Source organism: Streptomyces sp. NPDC006711 (genome assembly GCF_042869775.1).
GTDB lineage: Bacteria > Actinomycetota > Actinomycetes > Streptomycetales > Streptomycetaceae > Streptomyces.
Genome location: NZ_JBIAGO010000014.1, coordinates 95,214 through 118,610, shown reverse-complemented (window position 1 = coordinate 118,610; position 23,397 = coordinate 95,214). Strand labels below are relative to the sequence as shown.

The 23,397-nt window shown below is 73.5% G+C and carries 6 protein-coding genes; 3 read left to right on the top strand and 3 right to left on the bottom strand.

Annotated features, from left to right (window positions below; genetic code table 11):
* Positions 1-301: 301 nt before the first annotated feature.
* From ACFYM2_RS25115 to ACFYM2_RS25105, 3 genes are all read left to right on the top strand, one after another.
* Positions 302-1,549, top strand: coding sequence for a hypothetical protein (locus ACFYM2_RS25115; RefSeq protein ID WP_388839248.1), 1,248 nt, complete (start codon positions 302-304; stop codon positions 1,547-1,549).
* Between the two features lie 213 nt (positions 1,550-1,762).
* Positions 1,763-1,975, top strand: coding sequence for a helix-turn-helix transcriptional regulator (locus tag ACFYM2_RS25110; protein ID WP_358997052.1), 213 nt, complete (start codon positions 1,763-1,765; stop codon positions 1,973-1,975).
* Positions 1,944-2,351, top strand: coding sequence for a hypothetical protein (locus ACFYM2_RS25105; RefSeq protein WP_388839246.1), 408 nt, complete (start codon positions 1,944-1,946; stop codon positions 2,349-2,351). The genes ACFYM2_RS25110 and ACFYM2_RS25105 overlap by 32 nt, the downstream gene beginning before the upstream one ends.
* A gap of 39 nt (positions 2,352-2,390) precedes the next feature.
* On the opposite strand, the gene ACFYM2_RS25100 is transcribed toward ACFYM2_RS25105, so the two are convergent.
* The 3 genes from ACFYM2_RS25100 to ACFYM2_RS25090 all read right to left on the bottom strand — a co-directional run bounded on the left by ACFYM2_RS25100 (position 2,391) and on the right by ACFYM2_RS25090 (position 23,392).
* Entirely contained in the window at positions 2,391-2,957 is a 567-nt protein-coding gene (locus tag ACFYM2_RS25100; protein ID WP_388459873.1) for a GNAT family N-acetyltransferase, read from the bottom strand.
* Positions 2,958-3,098: 141 nt separating this feature from the next.
* On the bottom strand, positions 3,099-3,302 hold the full coding sequence (locus tag ACFYM2_RS25095; RefSeq protein ID WP_358997061.1) for an MbtH family NRPS accessory protein: 204 nt from the start codon (positions 3,300-3,302) through the stop codon (positions 3,099-3,101).
* Between the two features lie 134 nt (positions 3,303-3,436).
* Entirely contained in the window at positions 3,437-23,392 is a 19,956-nt protein-coding gene (locus tag ACFYM2_RS25090; RefSeq protein ID WP_388839243.1) for a non-ribosomal peptide synthase/polyketide synthase, read from the bottom strand.
* Positions 23,393-23,397: the final 5 nt, after the last annotated feature.

Genomic DNA, 23,397 nt, shown 5'->3' with positions numbered 1-23,397 from the left:
TGACCGCCCGCCACGGGATGAAACCCGTTTTGGGGGTGAACTGCGACGCAGGACCACGCGGCCGCCGCACCTGACGAACACCGTTCGGCCGCATCGCCCGCCCGCCGCCGACGATGGTCCGGTCGACGGCTTCGCGCGCAGGGGCGGAATAAGCCCCTCCATGATCCGCCTTGGCCCGTTGCGGGCTCACACCACCACCCCCGTGGCCGCTACGTTCAGGTTTTGACCGAACACACACCGCCAGGGGGAAAGGGCACCGATGCGCCCCACAAGACACGTCAGTCACTTAGGTAAAGCGCTCATGGCCTGCGCGGCTTCCGCCGCCGTGGTCACCGTGGGACTCGCCGTCTCACCGGCCGCCGCCGCACCCACCGCGCCACCCACCACACCCGCCGCCTCCGCACAGGCCGAGCCCGGCGGCGCCTGCACGGCTGCCGACCTCGGCACACGGCACCCGTACATCAAGTCCTCCGAAGTGACCCCGACGATCACCCACTTCAAGGGCTGGTACGTCACCAGCGGCTCGACCGGCACGCAGACCGTCAACACTTCCGTGCAGACGACCATCTCGGTCACCGTCGGCGTCACCGGCAACGTCGAAGGCGGCTTCGGCGTCGAAACCCTCGGCAAAGTCGGCGCGAGCCTCGGCCTGAACGTGCAGGTGAACTACACCTCCACCAGCAGCGCTTCGACGTCCGTCACGTGGAACTTCACCAACCCCGGCTATTACGGCCTCTACAAGGGCACCAAGAAGGTCACCGGTACGTACGGCAGCCTCAACTGCAACCGCGTCCAACAGGGCGACGGCAGCTGGGCGCTGAAGTGGGTCGAGGGGACCGACTCGGGCAGTTACACCACCTTCACCACCCTCGAAGAAGGCGCGGTGCGCTGCGAGGACAAGGTCCCCGCCAACAGCATCATGCGCAAGGCGCAGGACCTCCTCGACTGCGGCTCCGCCACCGCGACCGCGAAGCACGCGGCCGGGCCGGTCCCCTCGGCGAAGGCCGACAAGGCCAGGCAGGAAGCCACGAAAGCCGGCAACGCCGAGAAGAGCGTGAAGGCCGTCGGGAGCCCGGCCCCGGCCGCGCGGGCCACCGCACTGGACTGCCAGCCCGCCGTCTACCGGATCGACGTGCCCGGCAAGCCTCTGAACTGGAGCGCACCACTCCTGGCCAACGACGGAGTCCGCCTGCGTGAATCCAACTTCTTCAGCGCCCACCTGGACAACTGGCGGCTGTGCAATGTGACGGAGCGCAACGGGGTCATCGAGGCGTCCCTGTGGAACTGGGGCAACGGCGGATGCGCGACCATCCCGTCGGACATCGCCAACCAGGAGCAGGCGTATCTGACCACGGCCACCTGCGCGCAGGACGACCTCCAGCGGTTCTACATCTACCGTGACGTGCCCGGCAGTTCGAAGATCGGCGTGCAGAACAAGTACACCGGCTCCATGATGGGTCACGACCGGTACGCGGACGGGGAGTTGATCCGCCAGTACTCAAGCGGCCGGCAGGACGGTACGGGTACGTACACCCTGACCGGAGTCTGACGGTCCCTTGCCCGTGAGCGTGGCCCCGCACGTGGATCCCCGGCTTCCCGGTCCCGTGCGGGGCCTTCCGCGTCTCTGTCCCGAGCCCGGCCTTGCGACGGCCGGCACCCGTGGCCGCGGCGTGGGTGTGATGCCCGGGGGCCGCCCTGCGAGGCCCGTCGCCCTGTAAAGCAAGCTTGACATCCCCTGTGGGGTGACAAGTAGGCTTTACATGTGCGGAACAGCGTCAGAGAACTGCGGTCATCACGAGGGCTCTCCCAAGGTCAGTTGGGCACAGCCCTCGGGGTCTCACGGCAAACGATCAACGCCATCGAGACCGAGCGGTACACCCCGTCCCTGCCGCTAGCCATATCCATGGCCAGGTTCTTCAAGGTCAGCGTCGAGGAGATGTTTCATGTCGAAGACAGCACAGCGGATGGCGCCTGACACAGCCGGGCGGGCCGTCCCCGGATTCTTCCTCGCCGTAGGGGTGGCCTGTCTCGTGGCTGCGGCTGTCGGCGGCCACCTCGCCCTCGGCCTGGTGACGTTGGGGATTCTGGCGGCGTGCAGTCTCGTCTTAGCGCTGCTGGGACGCCGGAGCGAGACCTATCAGGGCCTCACCAAGAAGTCTCCCGACGAGCGCTTCGCCCGGATCGTAGGGCTGGCCTGGGCCGGCACGGGCATCGTACTGACCGTGGGCAATCTCAGTGCCTTCCTGGGCGAGTTGGCATCCGGGCGGAGCGGCGATCCGTACTTCTGGTTCGTGGCCACTGCCGCCCTTTCCTACCTCGCGTTCGTGGCCCTGTTGTCCCGGCGCACCTGAGAAGCCCTCGCCTCTGGCGGCACAGGGCAGGGCCCCGGGTCAGTGCGGTGAGGTCCCACTAGCGGCGTCCTGGGGTGCTGGTACCGCTGCCGGCGACGACGTACGTATCGTGGGGATCGACACCATCTTGGTCATCGATCCGTCGTCACCGACCACGTCGCGGACGTAGCGGAAGCCCAGCCGCTCGCACATCGCCAGGCTCGCGGTGTTCTCCGCGCCGACCATGCCCCAGACTTCGCTCAGACCGAGGTTTTCGCCCGCGTGTCTCAGTAGTCCCGTGACCACTTCTCCGCCCAGGCCCCGGCCCCAGTACGCGGGCAGGAGTGCGGCCACCAGTTCATGGCCGGGGACGTTGCCCGTCTTCTTCACCTCGGCGTGACCCACGTACTCGCCGTCCTGCCACACACCCCAGACGTCGAACCTCCGCTTCGGGTACACCTCGGTCAGGATTCCGGTGAAGAGCGTGCGCAGGTCGGGTTCGGGCACGAGCTCCTGCCCCATCCACCTGCACACCTCCTCGTCGCGCAGCAGGGCGACGAAGTGGTCTTCGTCCTGGGGCCGGTAGGGGCGGAAGTGCAAGCGGGCGGTGTGCAGTTCGGGGGTCATGGCGGGCTCCTCGGTGTCGGCGCGCGGGCAGGCCGGGGGCGGTGGGGCGCCGAGGCCGTGGGTGAGAGCTCACGTGGGGGGAGGGCGGGGTGGGGGCCGGACCGGGCGTACCGGTCCGGCGCCGCCCCGCCTGACGGGGCGTCAGGCTCCGGTGTTCTCCATGCGCTCGCGCAGGCTGCGGGGACGCATGTCGGTCCAGACCTCGTCGACGTACGCGGTGCACTCGGACTCGGTCCCCTCCTTGCCGACGGGCTGCCAGCCGGCGGGGACCTCGATGTCGATCGGCCAGAGGGAGTACTGCTCCTCGTCGTTGCGCAGCACCTGGTAGCGGGTGTTCTCGTCCATGGGTCGTTCCTCCGTGGTGGTGGGGCGTGTGGTGGGCGGGTGGCTGTCCGTGGTGACCAGGGTCGGGGCGCGGGGGACGCGGGGGCTGTGCCGGGCGGTCCTGCGCGTATCTGCTCGGCGCGGATGCTGGTCGGTCACCGGCCTCCCCGGGCGTGATGGGCGATGTGGCGCAGGGCCTCGGCGAACTCCTCGGCCACGCGGCGCACGGTCCGTGTGTCGTGCAGGGCCGGGCGGTGGTGCCAGGCGAAGGCGAGACGGCCGTGCTCCACGGAACCGACGACCTCCAGCGCGTGGGATCCGCCGTCGCGCGGGTCGTGGTCCTGGCCCAGGGGGCCGTGCTGCGTGCGGATGAGGCCGCCGCCCGACGTCTGGGGGCGGGCGTCCCATTGGCCCAGGTAGTTGAAGACCAGCTGACTGTGCGCGCCCGCACCCAGCTGCTCGCGGACCTCGGGGGTCCCGAACGTGCGCAGCGCTCCGAAGCCGACGCCCTTGCCGGGGACGGCCCGCAGTTGTCGGCGCACCGACTTCACCAGGGCCCGCCAGTCGCGGTCCGCCGCGAGCCGGCCCGGGTCGTCGACCTGGAGCGCGATGGGGTGCACGCTGGTGAACCAGCCGACGGTGCGGGTCAGGTCGACCCCGTCGACAAGGCTCTCGCGGCCGTGGCCCTCCAGGTCGAGACGGACCCGTTCCTCGCCGGTCCAGCGGGCCAGAGCCAGTGCCAGTGCGGCGAGCAGCACGTCGTTGATGCGGGTGCGGTACGCCGTCGGCGCGGCGCGGAGCAGGGTTTCGGTGTCCTCCTCGTCGAGTTCGACGCCGATCACGGTCGCGGGCGCGGTGTCGCCGGGCTCGGGCGCGGTGCCGGGTCCTGGTACCGCACGTACGACATCGCGCCAGTGGGGCAGCTCGGAGTCCAGTTCGCCCGCGCGGACGTGTGCGGCGAGTCCCCGGGCCCAGTCCCGGAAACTGGTGCCGCGCTCCCCCAGGTCGACGGGCGCGCCCTGCACGGCTTGGCGGTAGGCGGTTTCCAGGTCGTCGCCGATGACGCGCCAGGAGACCGCGTCCACCACCAGGTGGTGGGCGATGAGCAGCAGGTAGACGGGGCGTTCGGGGCCGCCGGTGAACAGGGCCGCCCGCAGGTGCGGGCCGTCGGCCAGGTCGAAGCCGGCGTGCAGTTCGTCGGCGCGCTTCTGCATGGCCGCGTCCGCGTCCTCCGGTGCGAGACCGGACAGGTCGTGGCATATGAGGAAGGCGTCGTCCGGCCGGGCGGCGGCGGGCGGCGGGTTGAACTGGTGCCAGCCGTCGGCGTCCTTGGTGAAGCGCATGCGCAGCGCGTCGTGGTGTTCCAGCAGGGCGCGCAGGGCGGTGTCCAGGGCGTTGAGGTCGGGGGCGCCGTCGAGTTCGAGCAGCGTCGACTGGTTGAAGTGGTGGTGGGCGGCGCGGGGTGTGGTGAGGAACCAGTCCTGGATGGGGGTGAGCGGCACTTCGCCGGTGACCGGGCCTTGGGCGGTCCCCCGGGGCGCGGTGCGCACGACGGAGGCGAGCGCACCGAGGGTCTGGTGGGTGAACAGGTCCCTGGTCACCAGGTGGAGGCCGTCGCGGCGCAGTCGGGAGACGACCTGCATGCTCAGAATGGAGTCGCCACCCAGGGCGAAGAAGTTGTCGTCGACGCCGATGTCGGTGACGCCCAGGACGTCGGCCCAGATACGGGCGACCCGCCGCTCGGTGTCGGTGCGCGGCTCGCGGTACGGCCTGCCGCCGGCCCGGCCCGGTCCGGGGGCGGGCAGGGCGCGCCGGTCCAGCTTGCCGTTGGGGGTCAGGGGCAGCCGCTCCAACCGCACGAAGAGCGAGGGCACCATGTGCGGCGGCAACGTTGTGCCAAGGTGCTCGCGCAGGTCCTCGACGGGCAGCGGATCGTGGCCGTTCGCCTCGTCGGCGGCCGCCGGGTCCGGTACGACGTAGGCGACGAGCCGGGCGGGCCCGGTGGCCGACTCCGACTGGCCGCCGTCGCCGTCGGCGGGCCGGGCCGCGTCGGTGCGTACGACGACCGCCGCGTCCAGGACCAGGGGGCTGCGGCGCAGCGCGCTCTCTATCTCGCCCGGTTCGATGCGGAAGCCGCGCAGTTTGACCTGATCGTCCACGCGTCCTGCGTAATGGAGTTCACCGTCCGTGCCCCAGCGGGCCAGGTCGCCGGTGCGGTACATCCGCTCCCCCGCCGCCCCGAACGGGTCGGGGACGAAGCGCTGGGCGGTCAGGCCGGGACGGCCGAGGTAGCCACGGGCCAGTCCGGGGCCGGCCACGTACAACTCACCTGTCACGCCGGGCGGGACGGGCCGCCTCGCGCTGTCGAGTACGTAGAGGCCGGTGCTGCCCGATGGACGCCCGATGGAGGGTGCGCCGACGTCGGGGGCCAGCGGGCCGGTCCAGCTGGCGACGACGGTGGCCTCCGTCGGCCCATAGGAGTTGATCATGCGGCGGCCGGGGGCCCAGGTGGTGACCAGGTGCGCGGGGCAGGCCTCCGCGCCGACGATCAGGGTCCGCAGGGCGGAAAGTCGGGCGGCTTCCCGCGCGGGGACGGTGGCGAGGGCGGCCGGGGGGATGAGGGCGTGGCTGATGCGCCGCTCGGCAAGCACTTCGGCCAGGCGCTCCCCGACCAGCGGCCCCTCTTCGCCGGTGACCAGGGTGGCGCCGTTGAGCAGCGAGGTGCACAGCTCCAGCACGGACGCGTCGAAGCTCGGCGAGGCGAACTGGAGCATCCGGTCGCCCGGGCCGGCCGCGTAACGCTTCGACGCGGCGGCGGCGAAGGAGGCGAGGCCCCGGTGGGTGACCACCACGCCCTTGGGTGTCCCGGTGGATCCCGAGGTGTAGATGACGTAGGCGGGGTGCCCGGGCAGCAGGGGGGTGGTGCGGGCCGCGTCGTCGGGTGGTGTGCCCGGCCCTTCGGCGGTCAGGACCTCGGCGGGATCGCTCACGACGCGGTGGACGCCGGCGTCGCGGACCATGAACTCCCGGCGGGCCTGCGGGTAGTCGGGGTCGACGGGCAGGAAGGCTCCGCCGGCCTTGGTGACCGCGAGCTGGGCCACCACCATGGCGGCCGAGCGGGGCAGGCAGAGGGCGACCACGCGTTCCGGTCCGACGCCGTCGCGGATCAGGCGGTGCGCGAAGCGGTTGGCGGCCCGGTCGAGTTCGGCGTACGTCAGGTCCCGGCCGCTTTCGGACAGGGCGACCGCGTCGGGGGTGCGGGCCGCCTGCCGCTCGAACAGGCCGGGCAGCGGCGTCCCGGTTACGCCCTCGCAGGTGCCCCTGCCCTGGGCCAGGAGGGTGCGTTCCTCCTCGGCGGAGGTCAGCGGCAGGACGCCGAGCGGGCGGGCGGGGTCGGTGGCGACCGCTTCCAGGAGGATCCCGAGGCGGGCGGCGAGGCCGTCCGCAGTGGCCGCGTCGAACAGGTCGGTGTTGTAGGAGAGCAGGCCGTGCAGCGTTCCGTCCGGTTCCTCGGCGAATTCGATGGTGAGGTCGAAGGCCGCCTGATGGGTGTCGGCCTCGACGTCGCTGACGTGCAGGCCCGGGAGGTCGAGGTCGGCGCCCGGGGTGTTCTGTAGCACGACCATGACCTGGAAGAGCGGGGTGCGACTGGTGTCCCGGGCCGGTTGGACCTCGTCCACGACGCGCTCGAAGGGCACGTCCTGGTGCGCGAAGGCGTCGAGGACGCTTCGGCGGACCGTACCGAGGAAGTCGGTGAACGGCCGGCCGGTGTCGGCCTGGGAGCGCAGGACGAGGGTGTTGACGAAGAATCCGACGAGGTGTTCGGTCTCGGCGCGATCGCGTCCCGAGGTCACGGTGCCCACGGCGATGTCGCTCTGTCCCGACAGTCGCGCCAAGTAGGCCTGTGTGGCCGCCACCAGGGTGGTGAACAAGGTGGCGCCGTGCTCACGGCCGAGCCGGTTCAGTCGCGCGGCGATGTCGGCCGGCACGATGAGGCGGGTGGTGGCGCCGTTGCTGGTGCGGACCGCGGGGCGGGGCCGGTCCGTGGGCAGGTCGAGTGCCGAGATGTTGGCCAACTTGCTTGTCCAATAGGCCAGTTGCTGCTCGGCCTCGGCTGCTTGCGCGCCCCGCTGCCAGGCCGCGTAATCGGCGTACTGGATGGGCAGCTGCGGCAACGCGCCGTCCTGGCGGCCCAGTTGGGCCCGGTAGAGGTGGGCCAGGTCACCGAGCAGCACCGAGGTGGACCAGCCGTCGGTGACGATGTGGTGCAGGCACAGGGCGAGGACGTGGTCGTCGTCGGCCAGCCGGACGAGCCGGGTACGCAGCAGTGGACCTTCGCGCAGGTCGAAGGGGCGCTCCCGCTCCTCGGCGAGCAGCGCGCGCAGGGCCGGCTCCCGGTCCCGCGCCGCGAGCGCGGACAGGTCGTGCGGTGGCAGCGGCACCGGGCGCGGCGGGTGGATGATCTGCACGCCGTGACCGTCCACGCTGTCGAAGGTGGTGCGCAGCGATTCGTGCCGGGCGACCAGGGCGGTGACGGCGGCGGCCAGCGCGCCGCTGTCCAGGCCCCCGCGCAGGCGCAGGGCGAGCGCGGTGACGTACTCGCTGCCGTCGGGCGCGAACTCCTCCAGGAACCAGAGGCGTTGCTGGGCGTGCGACATCGGCAGGGCCGCGTCGCGGGCGACCGGGGTGATGGCCGGGCGGGCGCGCCGGGAGGCCTCGGTGAGAAGGGCGGCGAGCGCGGCCGGGGTGGGCCGGGTGAAGACGTCGCGGGGGGTGAGGTCGGTCGCGAAGGCCTCGGACAGGCGGGCGGCGAGCCGGATGCTGAGGATCGAGTCGCCGCCCAGGGCGAAGAAGTCGTCGTCCACACCGGGTGGTTCGATGCCGATGACCTGGCCGAAGATCTCGGCGGTGCGGCGCTCGGCCTCGGTGCGGGGCTCGGTGCGCTCGGCCTTCGGTGCGGCCTCGGGCGCGGGCAGGGCGGCGCGGTCGACCTTGCCGTTGGCGCTCAGCGGCAGCGAGTCGAGCGCGACGATGTCGGTGGGGACCAGGTAGTCGGGCAGGGTGCGGCCTGCGAAGTCCCGCAGGGCCGCCGGGTCCTGGCCGGCGGGGCCGACGACATAGGCGATGAGCCGCTTGGCACCGGAGCGGCCGGCGTTGGCCAGCACCGCCACGTCCGCGACGTCGGGGTGGCCGGCGAGAACGGCCTCGACCTCGCCGGGCTCCACGCGGAAGCCGCGGATCTTGACCTGTTCGTCGGCGCGTCCCAGGAACTCCACGGTGCCGTCCGGGCGCCGGCGTGCCAGGTCGCCGGTGCGGTACATGCGGGTGCCTGCCGGGCCCGCGGGGTCCGCGAGGAAGCGGGCCGCGGTGTCACCGGGCCGGCCCAGGTAGCCACGGGCGACGCCTTCGCCGGCGAGGTACAGCTCACCGGCGCTGCCCGGCGGGACGGGGCGCAGCCGTGCGTCCAGGACGTGGACGCGCATGTCGTCCAGGGGCCGGCCGATGGGCACGGTGTCGGGCACCTGGGCGGCGTCGGTGAGTTCGTGGGACGTCGCGAAGGTGGTGGTCTCGGTGGGTCCGTAGCCGTCCACGACGCTCAGTCCCGGGCAGGCCGCGAGGACCCGGCGCACGGCGGCCGCGGGGACCACGTCGCCCCCGGTCCACACCTGTCGCAGTCCGGCGAAGCAGTCCGGCGCGTCCTGGGCGAGGAGGCGGAAGACGCCGGCCGTCAGCCACAGCGCCGTCAGTCCCTCGGTGCCGGCGAGCCGGCGGATGAGGGCGCCGTCGACAGCGCCGTCGGGGGCGACGACCACGCGGCCGCCGTTCAGCAGCGGTGCCCACACTTCGAAGGTGGCCGCGTCGAACGCCACCGGGGAGTGCAGCAGCACCCGGTCGCTGACGCCGCCGGCGAAGCGGCTGTCGGTGGCCAGGGCCACGACATCCCGGTGCCGCACCGCCACCGGCTTGGGCCGGCCGGTCGAGCCGGAGGTGAACATGACGTACGCGAGGCGGTCGGGGTCACCGGGCACCAGTACTCCGTCCCCGGTGCCTGCGCGGGCGGCGGCGACGTCGGCCGCGGTGAGCCGGACCGTGACGCCCGCCGAGTCGAGCAGGCTCCGGCGGCGTTCCTCCGGCGCGCGGGTGTCGACCGGTACGTAGGCTCCGCCCGCGCCGAGGACGGCGAGCTGGGCGATGACGAGGTCGGCGGAGCGGTCCATGAGCAGCGCGACCCGGCCTTCGGCGGCGAGGCCGCCCTCCTTCAGAGTCTGGGCCAACCTTCCTGCTATTGAGGCCAGTTGACGGTACGTCACTTCCTTGCCCCCGTCGCGTATGGCGATGGCGTCCGGGGTGCTGCGGGCCAGTTCGGTGAATACCTCGACGGGGCTGCGTGGCGTCGTCACGCGGGCCGGGGCGTTCCAGGACGCCAGCAGCCGCCGGTCGGCCACCGTGAGCGCGTCCAGATCGGCGAGGTCGGTTTCCAGGTTGTCGGCGAAGGCGGTGAGCAGGACCGTAAGGCGCTCCACGGCGCGCTCTACGGTGGCGGCGTCGAACAGGGCGGGATCGTAGGCCAGGTCGAATCCGAGCCGTTCGGCGAGGTGGGCGCGCAGGCACCACGGGAAGGTGGGCGCGTCCTCGGCCCGTACTTCGGCCACCTGGACGCCGGTGCGTGCGGTGGCCGACGCGTCGACGGGATAGTTCTCGAACACGACCATGCTGTCGAACAGGGCCTCACCGGCGGGCACTTCGCTGCCGGCCTGGATGCGGGACAGGGCGAGGTGGTCGAAGCGCCGGCCCTCCGTCTCGCTCTCCTGGAGGTCGCGCAGCCACGGCAGCACACCGCCGTCGCGGAGGCGGACCCGGGTGGGCACGGTGTTGATGAACATGCCGATCATGCCTTCGACGCCGGGCAGTTCGGCCGGGCGGCCCGAGACCGTGGTGCCGAACACCACGTCCTGGCGGCTTGCGGAGCGGGCAAGGAGCAGCGCCCAGGCGCCCTGCACCAGGGTGTTGACGGTCAGCCCGGCCCGGGCCGCGCTCGCACGCAGCCGCGCGGAGACCTCTTCGTCGAGTTCGTGCCGGACCTGGGCGGTGGCACGGGCGCGGTGGGCCTCGCCCGGGGCGCGGTCGTACGGGAGCGGGGTGCGGGCGGTGAAGCCGGTGAGGGCGTCGCTCCAGTGGCGTTCGGCGGCGGCCCGGTCCTGTTGGTCGAGCCAGTGCAGGAAGTCGGCGAAGGGCCGCCGCACCGGGGGCTGCGGTTCGTGGCCGCCCATCAGCGCGGCGTAGCTCTCGCACACGTCGGTCAGGAGCTGACCGGTGCTCCAGCCGTCCAGGGCGATGTGGTGGGTGGACCACAGCAGCAGCACCTCCTCGCCGGGCAGCGCGGCCAGCGCGAGGCGGGTGAGCGGTGCGGTGTTCAGGTCCAGTCCCGTGGCGCGGTCCTCCTCCAGCAGGCGCTCCGTGCGCTCGGCGCGTTCCGCAGGGGACAGAGCGCGCCAGTCGAAGTGGCGTACGGGCACGTCGGCCCGGCGGTGCACGACTTGGACCGGCTGCGGCAGCCCCTGCCAGTGCACGCTGGTGCGCAGCGCCGGGGTACGGTCGGCGACCAGCTGCCAGGCGGCGGCGAAGGCCTGCGGGTCGGCCACTCCCGACAGCCGGACCGCGATCCGGTCGAAGTAGGCGCCGTCGGTGTCCACCAGGCCGTGGAAGAGCATCCCCGCCTGGAGGGGGCTGAGCGGGAGCACGTCCTCGACGTGCCGGCCGTCACCGACGAGCCGGTCGAGGCCGTCCTGTGTCAGGCCGGCGAGCGGGAAGTCGCCGGGGGTGCGCCCGCCGGCGCCGGGGCTCGCGCAGTGCGCCACGATGTCCCGCAGCGCGGTGATCATTTGCTCGGCCAGGGCACGGACGGTGCTCTCGTCGTGGACGGCCTCGGGGTAGTTCCAGCCCAGTTCCAGCCGGCCTTCCTGGACGACGCCGGTGATGTCCAGGACGTAGGGGCGTGGGGCGTCCGGGTCGGTGTCGCTGCCGGTGGGCGCGAGCGCCGTGCGCAGCAGGCCGTCGCCGCTGCCGCTGCCCCCGTCCCACTGGCCGTGGTAGTTGAAGCCGACCTGCGGCGCGGGCGCGCCGGTCAGGGGGCTGTCGGGCAGGAGGTGGCGCAGCGCGCCGTGGCTCAGGCCGTGCGCGGGGACGGCGCGCAGCTGCTCCTTCACCGAGCGCAGTGTGTCGTGCCAGCCCGCGCCGGGGTCGACGCACAGCGCGAGCGGGAACTCGGCGGTGAACCAGCCGACCGTGTGCGACAGATCGACGTCGGCGAAGAGGTCTTCGCGGCCGTGGCCCTCGACGCCGATCAGGACCGTGTCCCGTCCGCACCACTGGGCGAGGGTGTGACCGAGGGCGCTGAGCAGGACGTCGTTGACCTGGGTGCGGTAGGCCTCGGGCACCCGGCGCAGCAGGGCGTCGGTGGTCTCGGCGTCCAGGGTGACGGTGACCGTGGCCGATGTCGCGTACGTGTTGGGGCCGGGCCGGCCGGCGGGCAGGCCGGCCGGGGCCTGGAGGGACCGCTGCCAGTACGCCAGGTCGGCGCTGAAGCCGCCGTCCCGGGTGTGCTGGGCCAGGCGGGCCGCCCAGCGTCCGTAGGAGGTGCCCACGGGCGCCGAGTCCACGGCGCGCCCCTCGGCGGCCTGCTGGTAGGCGGCGGACAGGTCGGCCGGCAGGATGCGCCAGGACACACCGTCGATGGCCAAGTGGTGCGCGGTGATGACGAGTTGGGCCGCCCGGGCCGGGCCCCGGTCCAGGAACAGGAAGCGCACCACCTGCCCTTGGACGGGGTCGAGGGCGGCCTGTGCGCGGTCGGTGAGGCGGTGCGTCTCGGCCTCGGCCTCGGCGTCATCGAGGCCGGAGAGGTCGTACCGGCCGAAGACGGGCTCGGGCGGCGCGGGAAGCGCCTCCTGCTGCCAGCCGGACGCGGTGTGCGTGAACCGCGTGCGCAGTGCGCCGTGCCGTGCGACCACGGCGTCGGCGGCGCGGTGAAGCGCCTCGGTGTCCGTGTCCGGCGCCAGCTCGAAGCGCTGGGTCATGGTGAAGCGCATCGGGTCGCCGGGGCGTCGGCCCTCCAGATACCAGTGCTGGATCGGGGTGAGCGGCGCGGGAGCTGTGGCGTCCTCGGCGGCTTCTGTCGTCGGAGCGGCCAACTGCTCGGCACACAAAGCCAGTTCGGCGATGTTCTGGTGGCGGAAGACGTCCTTGGTGGTGAGGGCGAGTCCGGCGCGGCGGGCGCGGGAGACGATCTGGATGCTGAGGATGGAGTCGCCACCGAGCGCGAAGAAGTTGTCCCGTGCGCCCACCTTCGGGACGCCGAGTACGTCGGCCCAGATGGCGGCCAGAGTCCGCTCGGCGCCGGTCCTCGGTGCGACGTAGGCGCTGTCGGTGGCGGGCTGGAGGGGCGGGTCCGGCAGGGCGCGGCGGTCGGTCTTGCCTCCGGCTGTGCGCGGTATCCGCTCCAGCGGGACGAACGCGGCGGGCACCAGGTGATCGGGCAGCGTGCCGCGCAGTCGCATCCGCAGGTCGTCGGCGACCGGCTGCCGGCCGTCGGCGGACACTACGTAGGCGACCAGCATCACATGGCCCGCGTGCTCGCGTGCGGTGACGGCGGCGTCGGTGATCCCCGGCAGGGCGAGCAGCGCCGCCTCGATCTCGCCGGGCTCGATGCGAAAGCCCCGGATCTTGAGCTGTTCGTCGGCGCGGCCCAGGAATTCGAGCAGCCCGGCCGTGTCCCAGCGGGCGAGGTCGCCGGTGCGGTACATCCGCTCCCCCGCAGCCCCGAAGGGGTCGGCGAGGAAGCGGCCCGCCGTCAGGCCGGGCCTGTTCAGGTAGCCGCGGGCCACCTGCGCGCCGGCGAGGTAGAGCTCGCCGGGCGTGCCGACGGGTACCGGGCGCAGGGCCTCGTCCAGGACGTAGGCGCGCAGTCCGCCGCCGGGGCGGCCGATCACGGCCCGGTCGGGGCGGTCCGCGCAGGGTCCGTAGACGGAGTCGACCGTGCACTCGGTGGGGCCGTACATGTTGACGGCGGTGACGCCGGACTCGTCGCGGGCCGCGACCAGGTCCCGCCAGGTGGCCGCGGGGACGGCTTCGCCGCCGACGAGCAGCAGCTCGGGGTGGTGGCGGCCGGGGGCGAGCAGTCCGGCCGCCAGGAGTTCGCGCAGGAAGGTGGGGGTGACGTTGACCAGGTCGATGCGGTCGGCGGCGACCTGGGCGCAGAACGCCTCGGGGTCAAGGCGCGTGTCGTCGTCGATCAGGTGGACCTGGTGGCCGAGGGCGAGCAGCAGCGGCCCTTCCCAGGAGGTGTCGAACGCGAAGGAGGCGCTGAGGGCGGCCCGCAGCCGGGTGCCTTCGGCGGTGTGCGGTCCGATGAGGTTCGCCTCGTGGTCACGGCAGAGGTTGACCAGGTGCCGGTGTTCGACGGCGACGCCCTTGGGCAGGCCCGTCGAGCCCGAGGTGTAGACGATGTAGGCCGTGTTCTCGGGGTGCAGCGGGGTGACGCGGTCGGCGTCGGTGGGGTTGTGGGCGGGCAGGCCGGGGGCGTCGGCGGCGCGCAGGGTGTCCTCGGTGAGGACGGCTCGCGGGCGGGCGTCCTCCAGCAGGACGCGGACGCGTTCGGCGGGCAGGCGCGGGTCCACGAAGAGCAGCGCGGCGCCCGCTTTGGCGACGGCCAGCAGCGCCACCAGCAGGCCGCAGGAGCGCGGAAGGCGGACGGCGACCACACTCTCGGGTCCCGCGCCCTCGCCGATGAGGTGATGGGCCAGCCGGTTGGCCCGCTCGTTGAGGGTGGCGAAGTCGAGGGTGGCGTCGGGGGCGACCAGCGCGGTGAGGTGCGGGGTGCGGGCGGCCCGCGCCTCGAAGAGGGCGGGGAAGGTGGTGCCGGGCCCGGGCAGCGGCGTGCCCCGTCCGAGGTCCAGCAGGCGCTGCCGTTCGGCTCCGGTCATCAGGGGCAGGGCGCCGACGCCGAGCTCCGGGTCGTCGGCGGCGGCCTGGAGCAGGACGCGCAGCCGGTCGGTCAGGAGGTGTGCGGTGGTCCGGTCGAACAGGCCGGTGCTGTACTCCAGGTGTCCGGTGACGGCGCCGTCGCGTTCGACGAAGTCGAAGGCCAGGTCGAAGGTGGCGTGCCGGACCGGCGGGACCATCGGCTCCACTTCGAGACCGGGCAGTGCGGGGAGCTCGGTGCCGAGGTTGTGCAGCGCCACCAGCACCTGGAACAGCGGAGTGCGGCTGGTGTCGCGTTCGGGCTGGACCGCGTCCACCACACGTTCGAAGGGCACGTCCTGGTGGGAGACGGCGTCCAGTACGGTGGCGCGTACTTCCCTCAGCAGGTCACGGAAGGACAGCTCGGGACGGACCCGGGCGCGCAGCACCAGCGTGTTGACGAACATGCCGACCACGTCGTGCAGTTCGGGGCGGTCGCGGCCCGCGGTGACGGTGCCCACCGTGATGTCCTGCTGGCCGGACCAGCGGGCCAACACGATCTGACAGGCCGTCAGCAAGGTCATGAAGAGGGTGGCGTCGCCCTCCCGTCCCCGCGCGCGCAGCCGGTCGGTGAGCGCGGCGGGCAGAGTGAAGGTGACCAGGTCGCCCTCCCGGGTGCGCACGGCTGGGCGCGGCCGGTCGGTGGGCAGTTCCAGGGGTGTCACGCCGTCCAGGGCCCGGCGCCAGTAGGCCAGGTCGGCCTCGCCCTGCCCGGTGCGCGCACGCTGCCATGCCGCGTGGTCGGCGTAGCGCAGCGACGGGGTGGGCAGGTCGGGCCGGCGCCGCTCGAGTGCGGCCGCGTACAGCTCGCCGAGGTCCCGGCCGAGAACGCCCATGGACCAGCCGTCGGTGACGATGTGGTGCAGGGCCAGGACAAGGACGTGCCGCTCGGTGCCCGCACCGGTCAGCCGGGCCAGGTGGGCGCGCATCAGTGGTCCGGTGCCGAGGTCGAAGGGGCGGGCCGCCTCGCTCTTTATGAGGGCGTCGAGCGCGGCGGCGTCCGCGCAGTCCTGGGTGCGCAGGTCCACCGGGGCGGGCGGGTGGATGATCTGCCGGGCCTGGCCGTCGTGTTCGGCGAAGGTGGTGCGCAGGGACTCGTGCCGTGCGACCAGGCCGTCGAGGGCCGTGCGCAGGGCACTCGGGTCGAGCGGACCGGTGAGGCGCAGCAGGGACAGGGTGGTGTACTCGGTGCTGCCCGGCTCGAAGCGGTCCAGGAACCACAGGCGTTGCTGTGCGTGGGACAGCGGAGCCGGGTCGTCCGGGTGGGCGGCCGGGATGGCGCCGACGGGGGTTTCGGGGGTGTCGGACGGGTCGCCGAGGGCTCCCGCGAGGGCCGACAGGGTCGGATGGGTGAACAGCAGGCGGGGTGAGAGGTCGCCGCCGAAGGCGCTACGCAGGCGGGAGACGACCCGGACGGCGAGGATCGAGTCGCCGCCGAGGGCGAAGAAGTCGTCGTCCGCGCCTACTTCTTCGGTGTCCAGGACTTCCGCCCACGCGGCGGCCACCAGCCGTTCGGCCGGGGTGCGCGGCTGTGTGTGCTCGCCGGCGGTCGCGAAGCCGCCGGGACCCGGCGCCGGCAGCGCGCGCCGGTCGAGCTTGCCGTTGGGGGTGAGGGGCAGAGCCGGCATCGGCACGTAGGCGGCGGGCACCATGTGCGCGGGGAGCGACTGCTGGAGGTGGGCGCGCAGTTCGGCGGCGGACGGCGCGGCGGCGCCGGCGGCGACCACATGGGCGACCAGGCGCCGGGTGCCCTCCGTGTCCTCGTAGACGCCCACGGCGGCGCCGGCGACACCCGGGTGGCTGTGCAGGGCCGCCTCGATCTCGCCGGGCTCGATGCGGTAGCCGCGGATCTTCACCTGCTGGTCGGCGCGGCCGAGATATTCCAGGCCCCCGTCGGCCCGTCGCCGGGCCCGGTCGCCGGTGCGGTACATGCGGGCGCCGGGCCGGCCGAACGGGTCGGCGAGGAAACGGGACGCTGTCAGGCCTGGCCGGTTGAGGTAGCCGCGCGCCAGGCCCTGTCCCGCCACGTACAGCTCCCCCACCGCGCCGGGCGGCGCGAGGTTCAGCGTCTCATCGAGGACGTAGGTCTCCAGGTCGGGTATGGCGGTGCCGATGGGGCTCGCGGGGCCGGCGTGCGCTGCCGCCCGGTCCAGGGGGGCGTAGGTGACGTGCACGGTGGTCTCGGTGATGCCGTACATGTTCACCAGGCGCGGCGCGGTGTCGGCGTGGCGCGCGTACCAGTCGGCCAGCCGGGACACCTCCAGCGCCTCGCCGCCGAACACGACCGTGCGCAGCGCCAGGCGCTCGCTGTCCTTCGGGTGTTCGGCGTCGGCGCGGATCAGCGGATAGAAGGCGGACGGCGTCTGGTTGAGGACGGTGACCTGCTCGTCGGCGAGAAGACGCAGGAAGTCCTCCGGTGAGCGGGCGGCCTCGTCGGGGACCACGACGAGCCGGCCGCCGTGCAGCAGCGGCCCCCACAGCTCCCAGACGGAGAAGTCGAAGGCGTAGGAGTGGAACAGCGTCCACACGTCGGTGGAATCGAAGCGGAACCAGTCGTGGGTGCGGCTGAAGAGGCGGACCACGTTGGCGTGCGGGATCACCACGCCCTTGGGGCGGCCGGTGGAGCCCGAGGTGTAGATGGCGTAGGCCGGGCTGTCGGGCAGCGGGCGGTGCTGCCCGCGCGCCGGGGCGGCCGGGCGCCGGGCGAGGTCGGCGCGGACCTCGGGGTCGTCCAGGCGCAGTACGGGTAGGGCGAGGTGGCCGGCGACCTCCGTGCCGGTCACGAGGGCCACCGGTGCGGCGTCGTCCAGGATGCCGGTGACGCGGTCGGCGGGCAGCGCCGGGTCGATGGGCAGATAGGCGGCGCCCGTCTTGAGGACGGCGAGGACGGCGACGACCAGGTCGGCGCAGCGGGGCAGGGCGAGGGCGACGTACCGCTCGGGGCGGGCGCCGAGTTCGGCCAGGCGGTGGGCGAGGCGGCCGGCGCGTGCGTCCAGTTCGGCGTAGTCCAGCCGTTCGGCGCCGCAGGTGACGGCCTCGGCGTGCGGGGTGCGGGCGGCCTGTGCCTCGAAGAGGCCGGCCAGCGTCTCGGTGGGCCTGCCCTCGTCGGTGCCGTTCGCGCCGGTGAGGAGAAGGCGCCGCTCCTCGAGGGTGGTACGGGCGAGGTCGGCCAGGGGGCGTTCCAGGTCGTCGGCCAGCTCGGTGAGCACCTGGCACAGCCGCCGCGCTAGGTTCGCGGCGGTGGCCGGGTCGAACAGCTCGGGATCGTAGGCGAGATCGAATCCGAAGTGTTCACCGTGGTAAGCGCGCAGGACCAGCGGGTAGTTGGTGGCGTCACGCGAGGAGACGTCGACGATGCGCACGCCGGAGCCGGCCGGACTCGTCTCGTCGAACGGATAGTTCTCGAAGGCCACCATGCTGTCGAACAGGGCGGTGCCGGACGGCACGTCGCTCAGGCCGGTCAGTTCGGCGAGCGACACCGCCGCGAAGCGCCGCGCGTCGGCCCCCGCCTCCTGGAGTTCGCGCAGCCAGGAGGCGGCGGAGCTCCGCCCTGCCACCCGGACGCGGGTGGGCAGGGTGTTGATGAACATGCCGATCATGTCCTCGGCGCCGGGCAGGTCGTCGGGGCGCCCGGAGACGGTCGTGCCGAACAGCACGTCGGGCTCGGCCGCGTAACGGGACAGCAGCAGGGCCCACGCGCCCTGCACGACGGTGCCGAGGGTCAGCCCGGCGCCGCGCACGGTGCGGGCGAGACGGGCGGAGGTCTCCTCGCTCAGGGAGGCGGTGTGCACGGCCGCCGAGCGCGACTCGTGGCCTGCCGGGCGGGCGCGGTCGACGGGCAGCGGGGTCGGGGTGGTGAATCCGTCGAGGACTCCCCGCCAGTGCGTACGGACGGCTTCGGTGTCCTGGTCGTTGAACCAGCGCACGTAGTCCCCGAACGGCCGGCGCGCGGACGGCGCGGGTTCGATGCCGGTGGTGAGGGCCGCGTACTCGGCGAACACGTCGGTGAGGACCTGGGCCAGGCTCCAGCCGTCCAGGATCAGGTGGTGGGAGGTCCACAGCAGGTACAGACGGGCGTCGGGCAGCCGGATGAGGGTGAGCCGCATCAAGGGAGCGGCGTTCAGGTCGAGGCCGCGCGCCAGGTCGTCGGCGCGCAGCCGCTCAAGGCGCGCGGCCCGCTCCCCCGCGTCCAGGGCGCGCCAGTCCAGGATCTCGACCGGCACCCTCACCTGTCGGTGTACGCGCTGGAGGGGGACGGGCACGCCGTCCCAGACGACCGAGGTCCGCAGGGCCGGGGTGCGGTCGGTGACGCGTTGCCAGGCGGTGGCGAACGCCTCGGGGTCGGCGACGTGGTCCAGGAGCAGGGCGGCCTGGTCGAGGTAGACGTCGTCCGTGCCGCCGACCAGGCGGTGGAAGAGCATGCCTTCCTGGAGCGGGGTGAGCGGCAGCAGGTCCTCGACGGACCTGCCGTTCCCCACGAGGCGGTCCACCGCCTCCTGGTCGAGGCGGGCCAGCGGGAAGTCGCAGGGGGTGCGGCCGCCCGCGTCGGGGCGGGCGCAGTGCTCGGTCACCTCGGTGAGGGCGCCCAGCATGCCGTCGGCCAGCGCCCGGACAGTGGACTCCCGGTGCACCTGGTCGCTGTAGTGCCAGGTGATCTCCAAGGCGCCGTCGCTCACCACGGCCGACACGTCCAGGAGGTGGTCCAGCGGCTGGGCCGGTTCGATGTCGCCCGGCGGTACATCGGCGGCGGGCGCGAAGTCGCCGCCCGCGCCGGACTCCCACTGGCCGTGGTAGGTGAAGCACACCTGGGGCAGCGGCAGTTCGGCGAGGGCGCGGGCCTGGGGCGAGGGCGAGCCGAGGCGCCCCAGCGCCTCATGGCCGAGGCCGCGCCGAGGCACCGCCCGCAGCCCCTCCTTGACGGACTTCAGCGTCGCGGCCCAGTCGGGGGCTCCCGCCGGCCCCATCGGGGTGAGGGTGACCGGGAACTGGCTGGTGAACCAGCCGACGGTACGCGCCAGATCGGCCCCGTCGACCAGGTGTTCCTCGCGGCCGTGGCCCTCAAGGGCGACGGTGATGTGCGGTGCGCCGGCCCAGTCCGCGAGGACACGGCCAAGCGCGCTCAGGAGCACGTCGTTGACCTGGGTGCGGTACGCCCCGGGGACCCGGCGCAGCAGTGCCTCTGTGGTGGCCGCGTCGAGCCGGGTGCGGACCGTGCGCACCGAGCCGGCCAGCGGGGCGCCGGGCAGGTCGACGGGGAGCGGAACGCGCGGGCGGGCGATCTCCGCGGTCCAGTACGGCAGGTCGTCGTCGAGGGCGCCCGCGCGCACGAGCTCGGCAAGGCCACGGGCCCAGTCGGTCAACGAGGTCTGCTCGGGCTCCAGTTGGGGGCTCTGCCCGTCCACGGCCTGACGGTAGGCCTGCTCCAGGTCGGTGAGCAGCACCCGCCAGGAGACACTGTCCACCGCCAGGTGATGGACCGTCAAGAACAGCCGGGGGCGGGCGCCTTCGGCTGCCGGGAGCAAGACGGCGCGCAGCATGCGGCCGGCCGTGGGGTCGAGGTCCGCCCGAGCGGACTCGGCGATCTCGGCGAGGCTCGCGCCGCCGTCGTGGCGGGTGAGGAGGCCGGTGTCCGGGCCGGCGCCCAAATGCTGGCGCCAGGTGTCGCCGTCCCGCGTGAACCGGGCGCGCAGACAGGGGTGATGGGTCACGACCGCGTCCAGCGCGCGCGACAGCGCCGTCTCGTCGAGGTCGTACGGCAGGTCGAGAAGCATGGACATGGTGAAGCGATGGCGCGGGCCGTGGGTGGCGAGGAACCACTCCTGGACCGGCGTCAGCGGGCCGGGGCCGCTCTCCCGCGAAGTGCGCCGCGCGGGCGCCGGAGCGGCGCGCCGTGAGGCGGCGGCGAGCTCGGCGACGCTCTGGTGGCGGAAGACGTCCTGCGAGGACAGGGCGAGGCCGGCCGCTCTGGCCCGTGAGACGGCCTGGATGCTGAGGATCGAGTCGCCGCCCAGCTCGAAGAAGTTGTCGGTGACCCCGACGCGGCGCACACCAAGGATCTCGCTCCAGATCCCCGCAAGGATCTCCTCGTCCGAGGTGCGCGGCGCCACGAACTCCCTTGCCGCGGCGGGTGATTCGAAGTCCGGGGCAGGCAGGGCGCGGCGGTCCAGTTTGCCGCTCGCGTTCAGCGGCAGCAAGGTCAGCGGTGTGAACGAGGAGGGCACCATGTGGGCGGGCAGGACCGTGCGCAGCGCGGCGCGCAGCGCCTCGGAGTCGGGCCGCGCGGCACCGGGCGCGGGGACGACGTAGGCGGCGAGCCGCAGGTGGCCGTGCGGGTCGGGGACCGCGACGACCGCGGCGGCGGCGATGCCCGGCACGTCGGTGAGCGCGGCCTCGACCTCGCCGGGTTCAATGCGGTGGCCGCGCACCTTGACCTGGTCGTCGGCGCGCCCGAGGTAGTCGAGACGGCCGTCGGCGGTCCAGCGGGCCAGGTCGCCGGTGCGGTACATACGGGTCGCGGGCGGCCCGTACGGGTCGGGCAGGAACCGTGCGGCGGTCAGGCCCGGGCGCCCCAGATACCCCCGGGCCACCTGCTCGCCGGCGAGGTAGAGCTCGCCGCCGACGCCCGGCGGCACCGGCTGGAGCCGGTCGTCCAGGACGTAGGCACGGGTGTGGGGCAGGGGGCGGCCCACCAGGGGACGGCCGGTCCCGTCGACGCGGCAGGACAGCGCGTCGACCGTGCATTCGGTGGGGCCGTAGAAGTTGTACGCGCTCACCTCGGGGTGGGCGCCGAGTTCGCGCCAGAGCGCGGGGCCGATCGCCTCGCCGCCGAGCATGAGCACCCGGGGGTAGTGGACCGGGTCGCTCAGGAGCCCGGCGGGCAGCAGCTGGCGCAGGTAGGACGGGGTGAGGTCGAGGAAGTCGATGCGGTGGTCGACCACGTAGGCGGTCAGGGCGGCCGGGTCCATCCGGGTCACCTCGTCCACCACGTGCAGCGGATGGCCGTCGGCCAGCAGCAGCACCCCTTCGAGGGAGGTGTCGAAGGAGAACGACGCGGTGAGCGCCACCCGCAGTGGCCCGCCGCCCGCCTCGGCGACGAATCCGGCACGGTGGGCGGCGAGCAGATGGGTGAGGGCGCGGTGCGGTACGGCGACGCCCTTGGGCCGCCCGGTGGAGCCGGAGGTGTGGATGACGTAGGCGGTGTGCAGGGGGTCCAGGGGGCGGTGGCGGTCGTCGTCGGTGGGGTCGGCGTCGGACAGGCCGCCGCGCAGCGCGGCGAGCGCGGCCTCGTCAAGGACCAGGGCCGGGCGGGCGTCGTCCAGCAGGTGGCGGACGCGTTCCTCGGGCAGGGCCGGGTCGAGCGAGAGGTATCCGGCGCCGCTCTTCCAGACGGCGAGGATCGCCGTGATCATGGCGGCGGTGCGCGGCAGCCGGAGCGCGACGAGACGTTCGGGGCCCGCGCCGAGGCCGATGAGGTGGTGGGCGAGCCGGTTGGCGCGGGCGTTGAGCTGCGCGTAGGTGAGCCGTTCGCCGCCCGCCACCAGGGCGAGCGCGTCCGGGGTGCGGGCCGCGCGCTGCTCGAAGAGCCGAGGGTAGGGAGGGTCGGCGACGGGCTGGGCGGCGGCGTTCCAGTCGCGGGTGACCTGTCGTACCTCCTGCTCGGAGAGGAGCGGCAGGGTCCGAAGCGGCCGGTCCGGGGCGCCCGTGGCCGTCTCCAGGAGCCGCAGGAGCTGGCCGGCCATGCGGCGGGCGGTGTCCGGGTCGATGAGGTCGGTGCGGTATTCGAGCAGCCCGGTCAGCTCCTCGCCGTCCGGCACGAACTCGATGCTCAGGTCGAAGGTCGCGGCCTGGCGGGGCACGGCGACCGGGGTGATGGCGAGGTCGCGGGGGGCGGTCGCCTCGGGCGGGTCCGGGTGCAGCAGGACCATCACGTCGAACAGCGGGTTGCGGCCCGCCTCACGGGCGGCGCCCACCGTCTCCACGATCCGCTCGAAGGGCGTGTCGCCGTAGGCGAAGGCGTCGTTGACGGTGTCGGCGGTACGGGCCAGCAGGTCACGGAACGAGTCGCCCGACGCCACCTCGGTGCGCAGCACGACGGTGTTCACGAAGAAGCCGACCGCGCGTTCCAGGTCGGTGCGCGAACGGCCCGGGGTCAGCGATCCGACGGTGCTCTCCTCCTGCCCCGACCAACGGGCCAGCAGAGCCTGGGCGGCGGCGACGAGCGCGGTGTAGAGCGTGGTGTGCTGGTGGCCCGCGAGTTCGCGCAGCGCCCGGGTGACCTCGGCCGGGACGGTGAAGGCGTGGACGGCTCCGGGGCCGGCCTCCGCGCCGTGCCGGGGCCGGTCCAGCGGGAGTTCGGGTGCGACCGCGCCTGTCAGCCGCTCCTTCCAGTGGGCCAGCTGCCGTTCGAGCCGTGCCCCGGTCAGTTGCTCGCGCTGCCAGACGGCGAAGTCCGGGTACTGGGTCACCACGGAGGGCAGAGCGGCCTCGCCGCCGTGCGCCAAGTGCTCGTACAGGGCGCACAGTTCGTTCAGGACGATGCCCATCGACCAGCCGTCGGTGATGATGTGATGAGCCGTCAGGATCAGGACGTGCGAGGCCGGTTCCTCGCGCAGCAGCAGGGCCCGCAGCAGGGGCCCGGAGCACAGGTCGAAGGGCGCCGAGTACTCGGCGAGCAGCGCCGCGTCCAGCCCGTCCGCCGTGACGTCCCGGACCGGCAGCGGCACCGGGGCGGCCGGGTGCACGCGCTGCGCGGCGCGGCCGTCACTCTCCTCGAACGTGGTCCGCAGCGCCTCGTGCCGGGCGACCACCCCGGCCAGGGCGCGCTCCAGGGACCGGTGGTCGAGGGCGCCGGTGAGGCGTACCGCGACGGCGCTGTTGTAGCGGGCGTCGCCGGGGCGCAGCCGGTCGAGGAACCACAGGCGCTGCTGGGCGAACGACAGCGGCAGCGGACGTTCGCGGTCGGCGCGCGGGATGCCCGCCTGCGCGCCGTCGGCACCCGTCGCGGCCCGCCCGGCGAGCCTGCGGCGCAGGGCTTCGCGCAGGTCGTCGGGCAGGGCTTCGGCGCGGTCTCGCCTGGAAGGCTTCGAAGACGTCATGATCG

Coding starts and splice junctions, on each gene's coding strand:
- ACFYM2_RS25105 (WP_388839246.1), top strand. CDS start 1,944: ATGTCGAAGACAGCACAGCGGATGGCGCCTGACACAGCCGGGCGGGCC.
- ACFYM2_RS25100 (WP_388459873.1), bottom strand. CDS start 2,957: ATGACCCCCGAACTGCACACCGCCCGCTTGCACTTCCGCCCCTACCGG.
- ACFYM2_RS25095 (WP_358997061.1), bottom strand. CDS start 3,302: ATGGACGAGAACACCCGCTACCAGGTGCTGCGCAACGACGAGGAGCAG.
- ACFYM2_RS25090 (WP_388839243.1), bottom strand. CDS start 23,392: ATGACGTCTTCGAAGCCTTCCAGGCGAGACCGCGCCGAAGCCCTGCCC.
- ACFYM2_RS25115 (WP_388839248.1), top strand. CDS start 302: ATGGCCTGCGCGGCTTCCGCCGCCGTGGTCACCGTGGGACTCGCCGTC.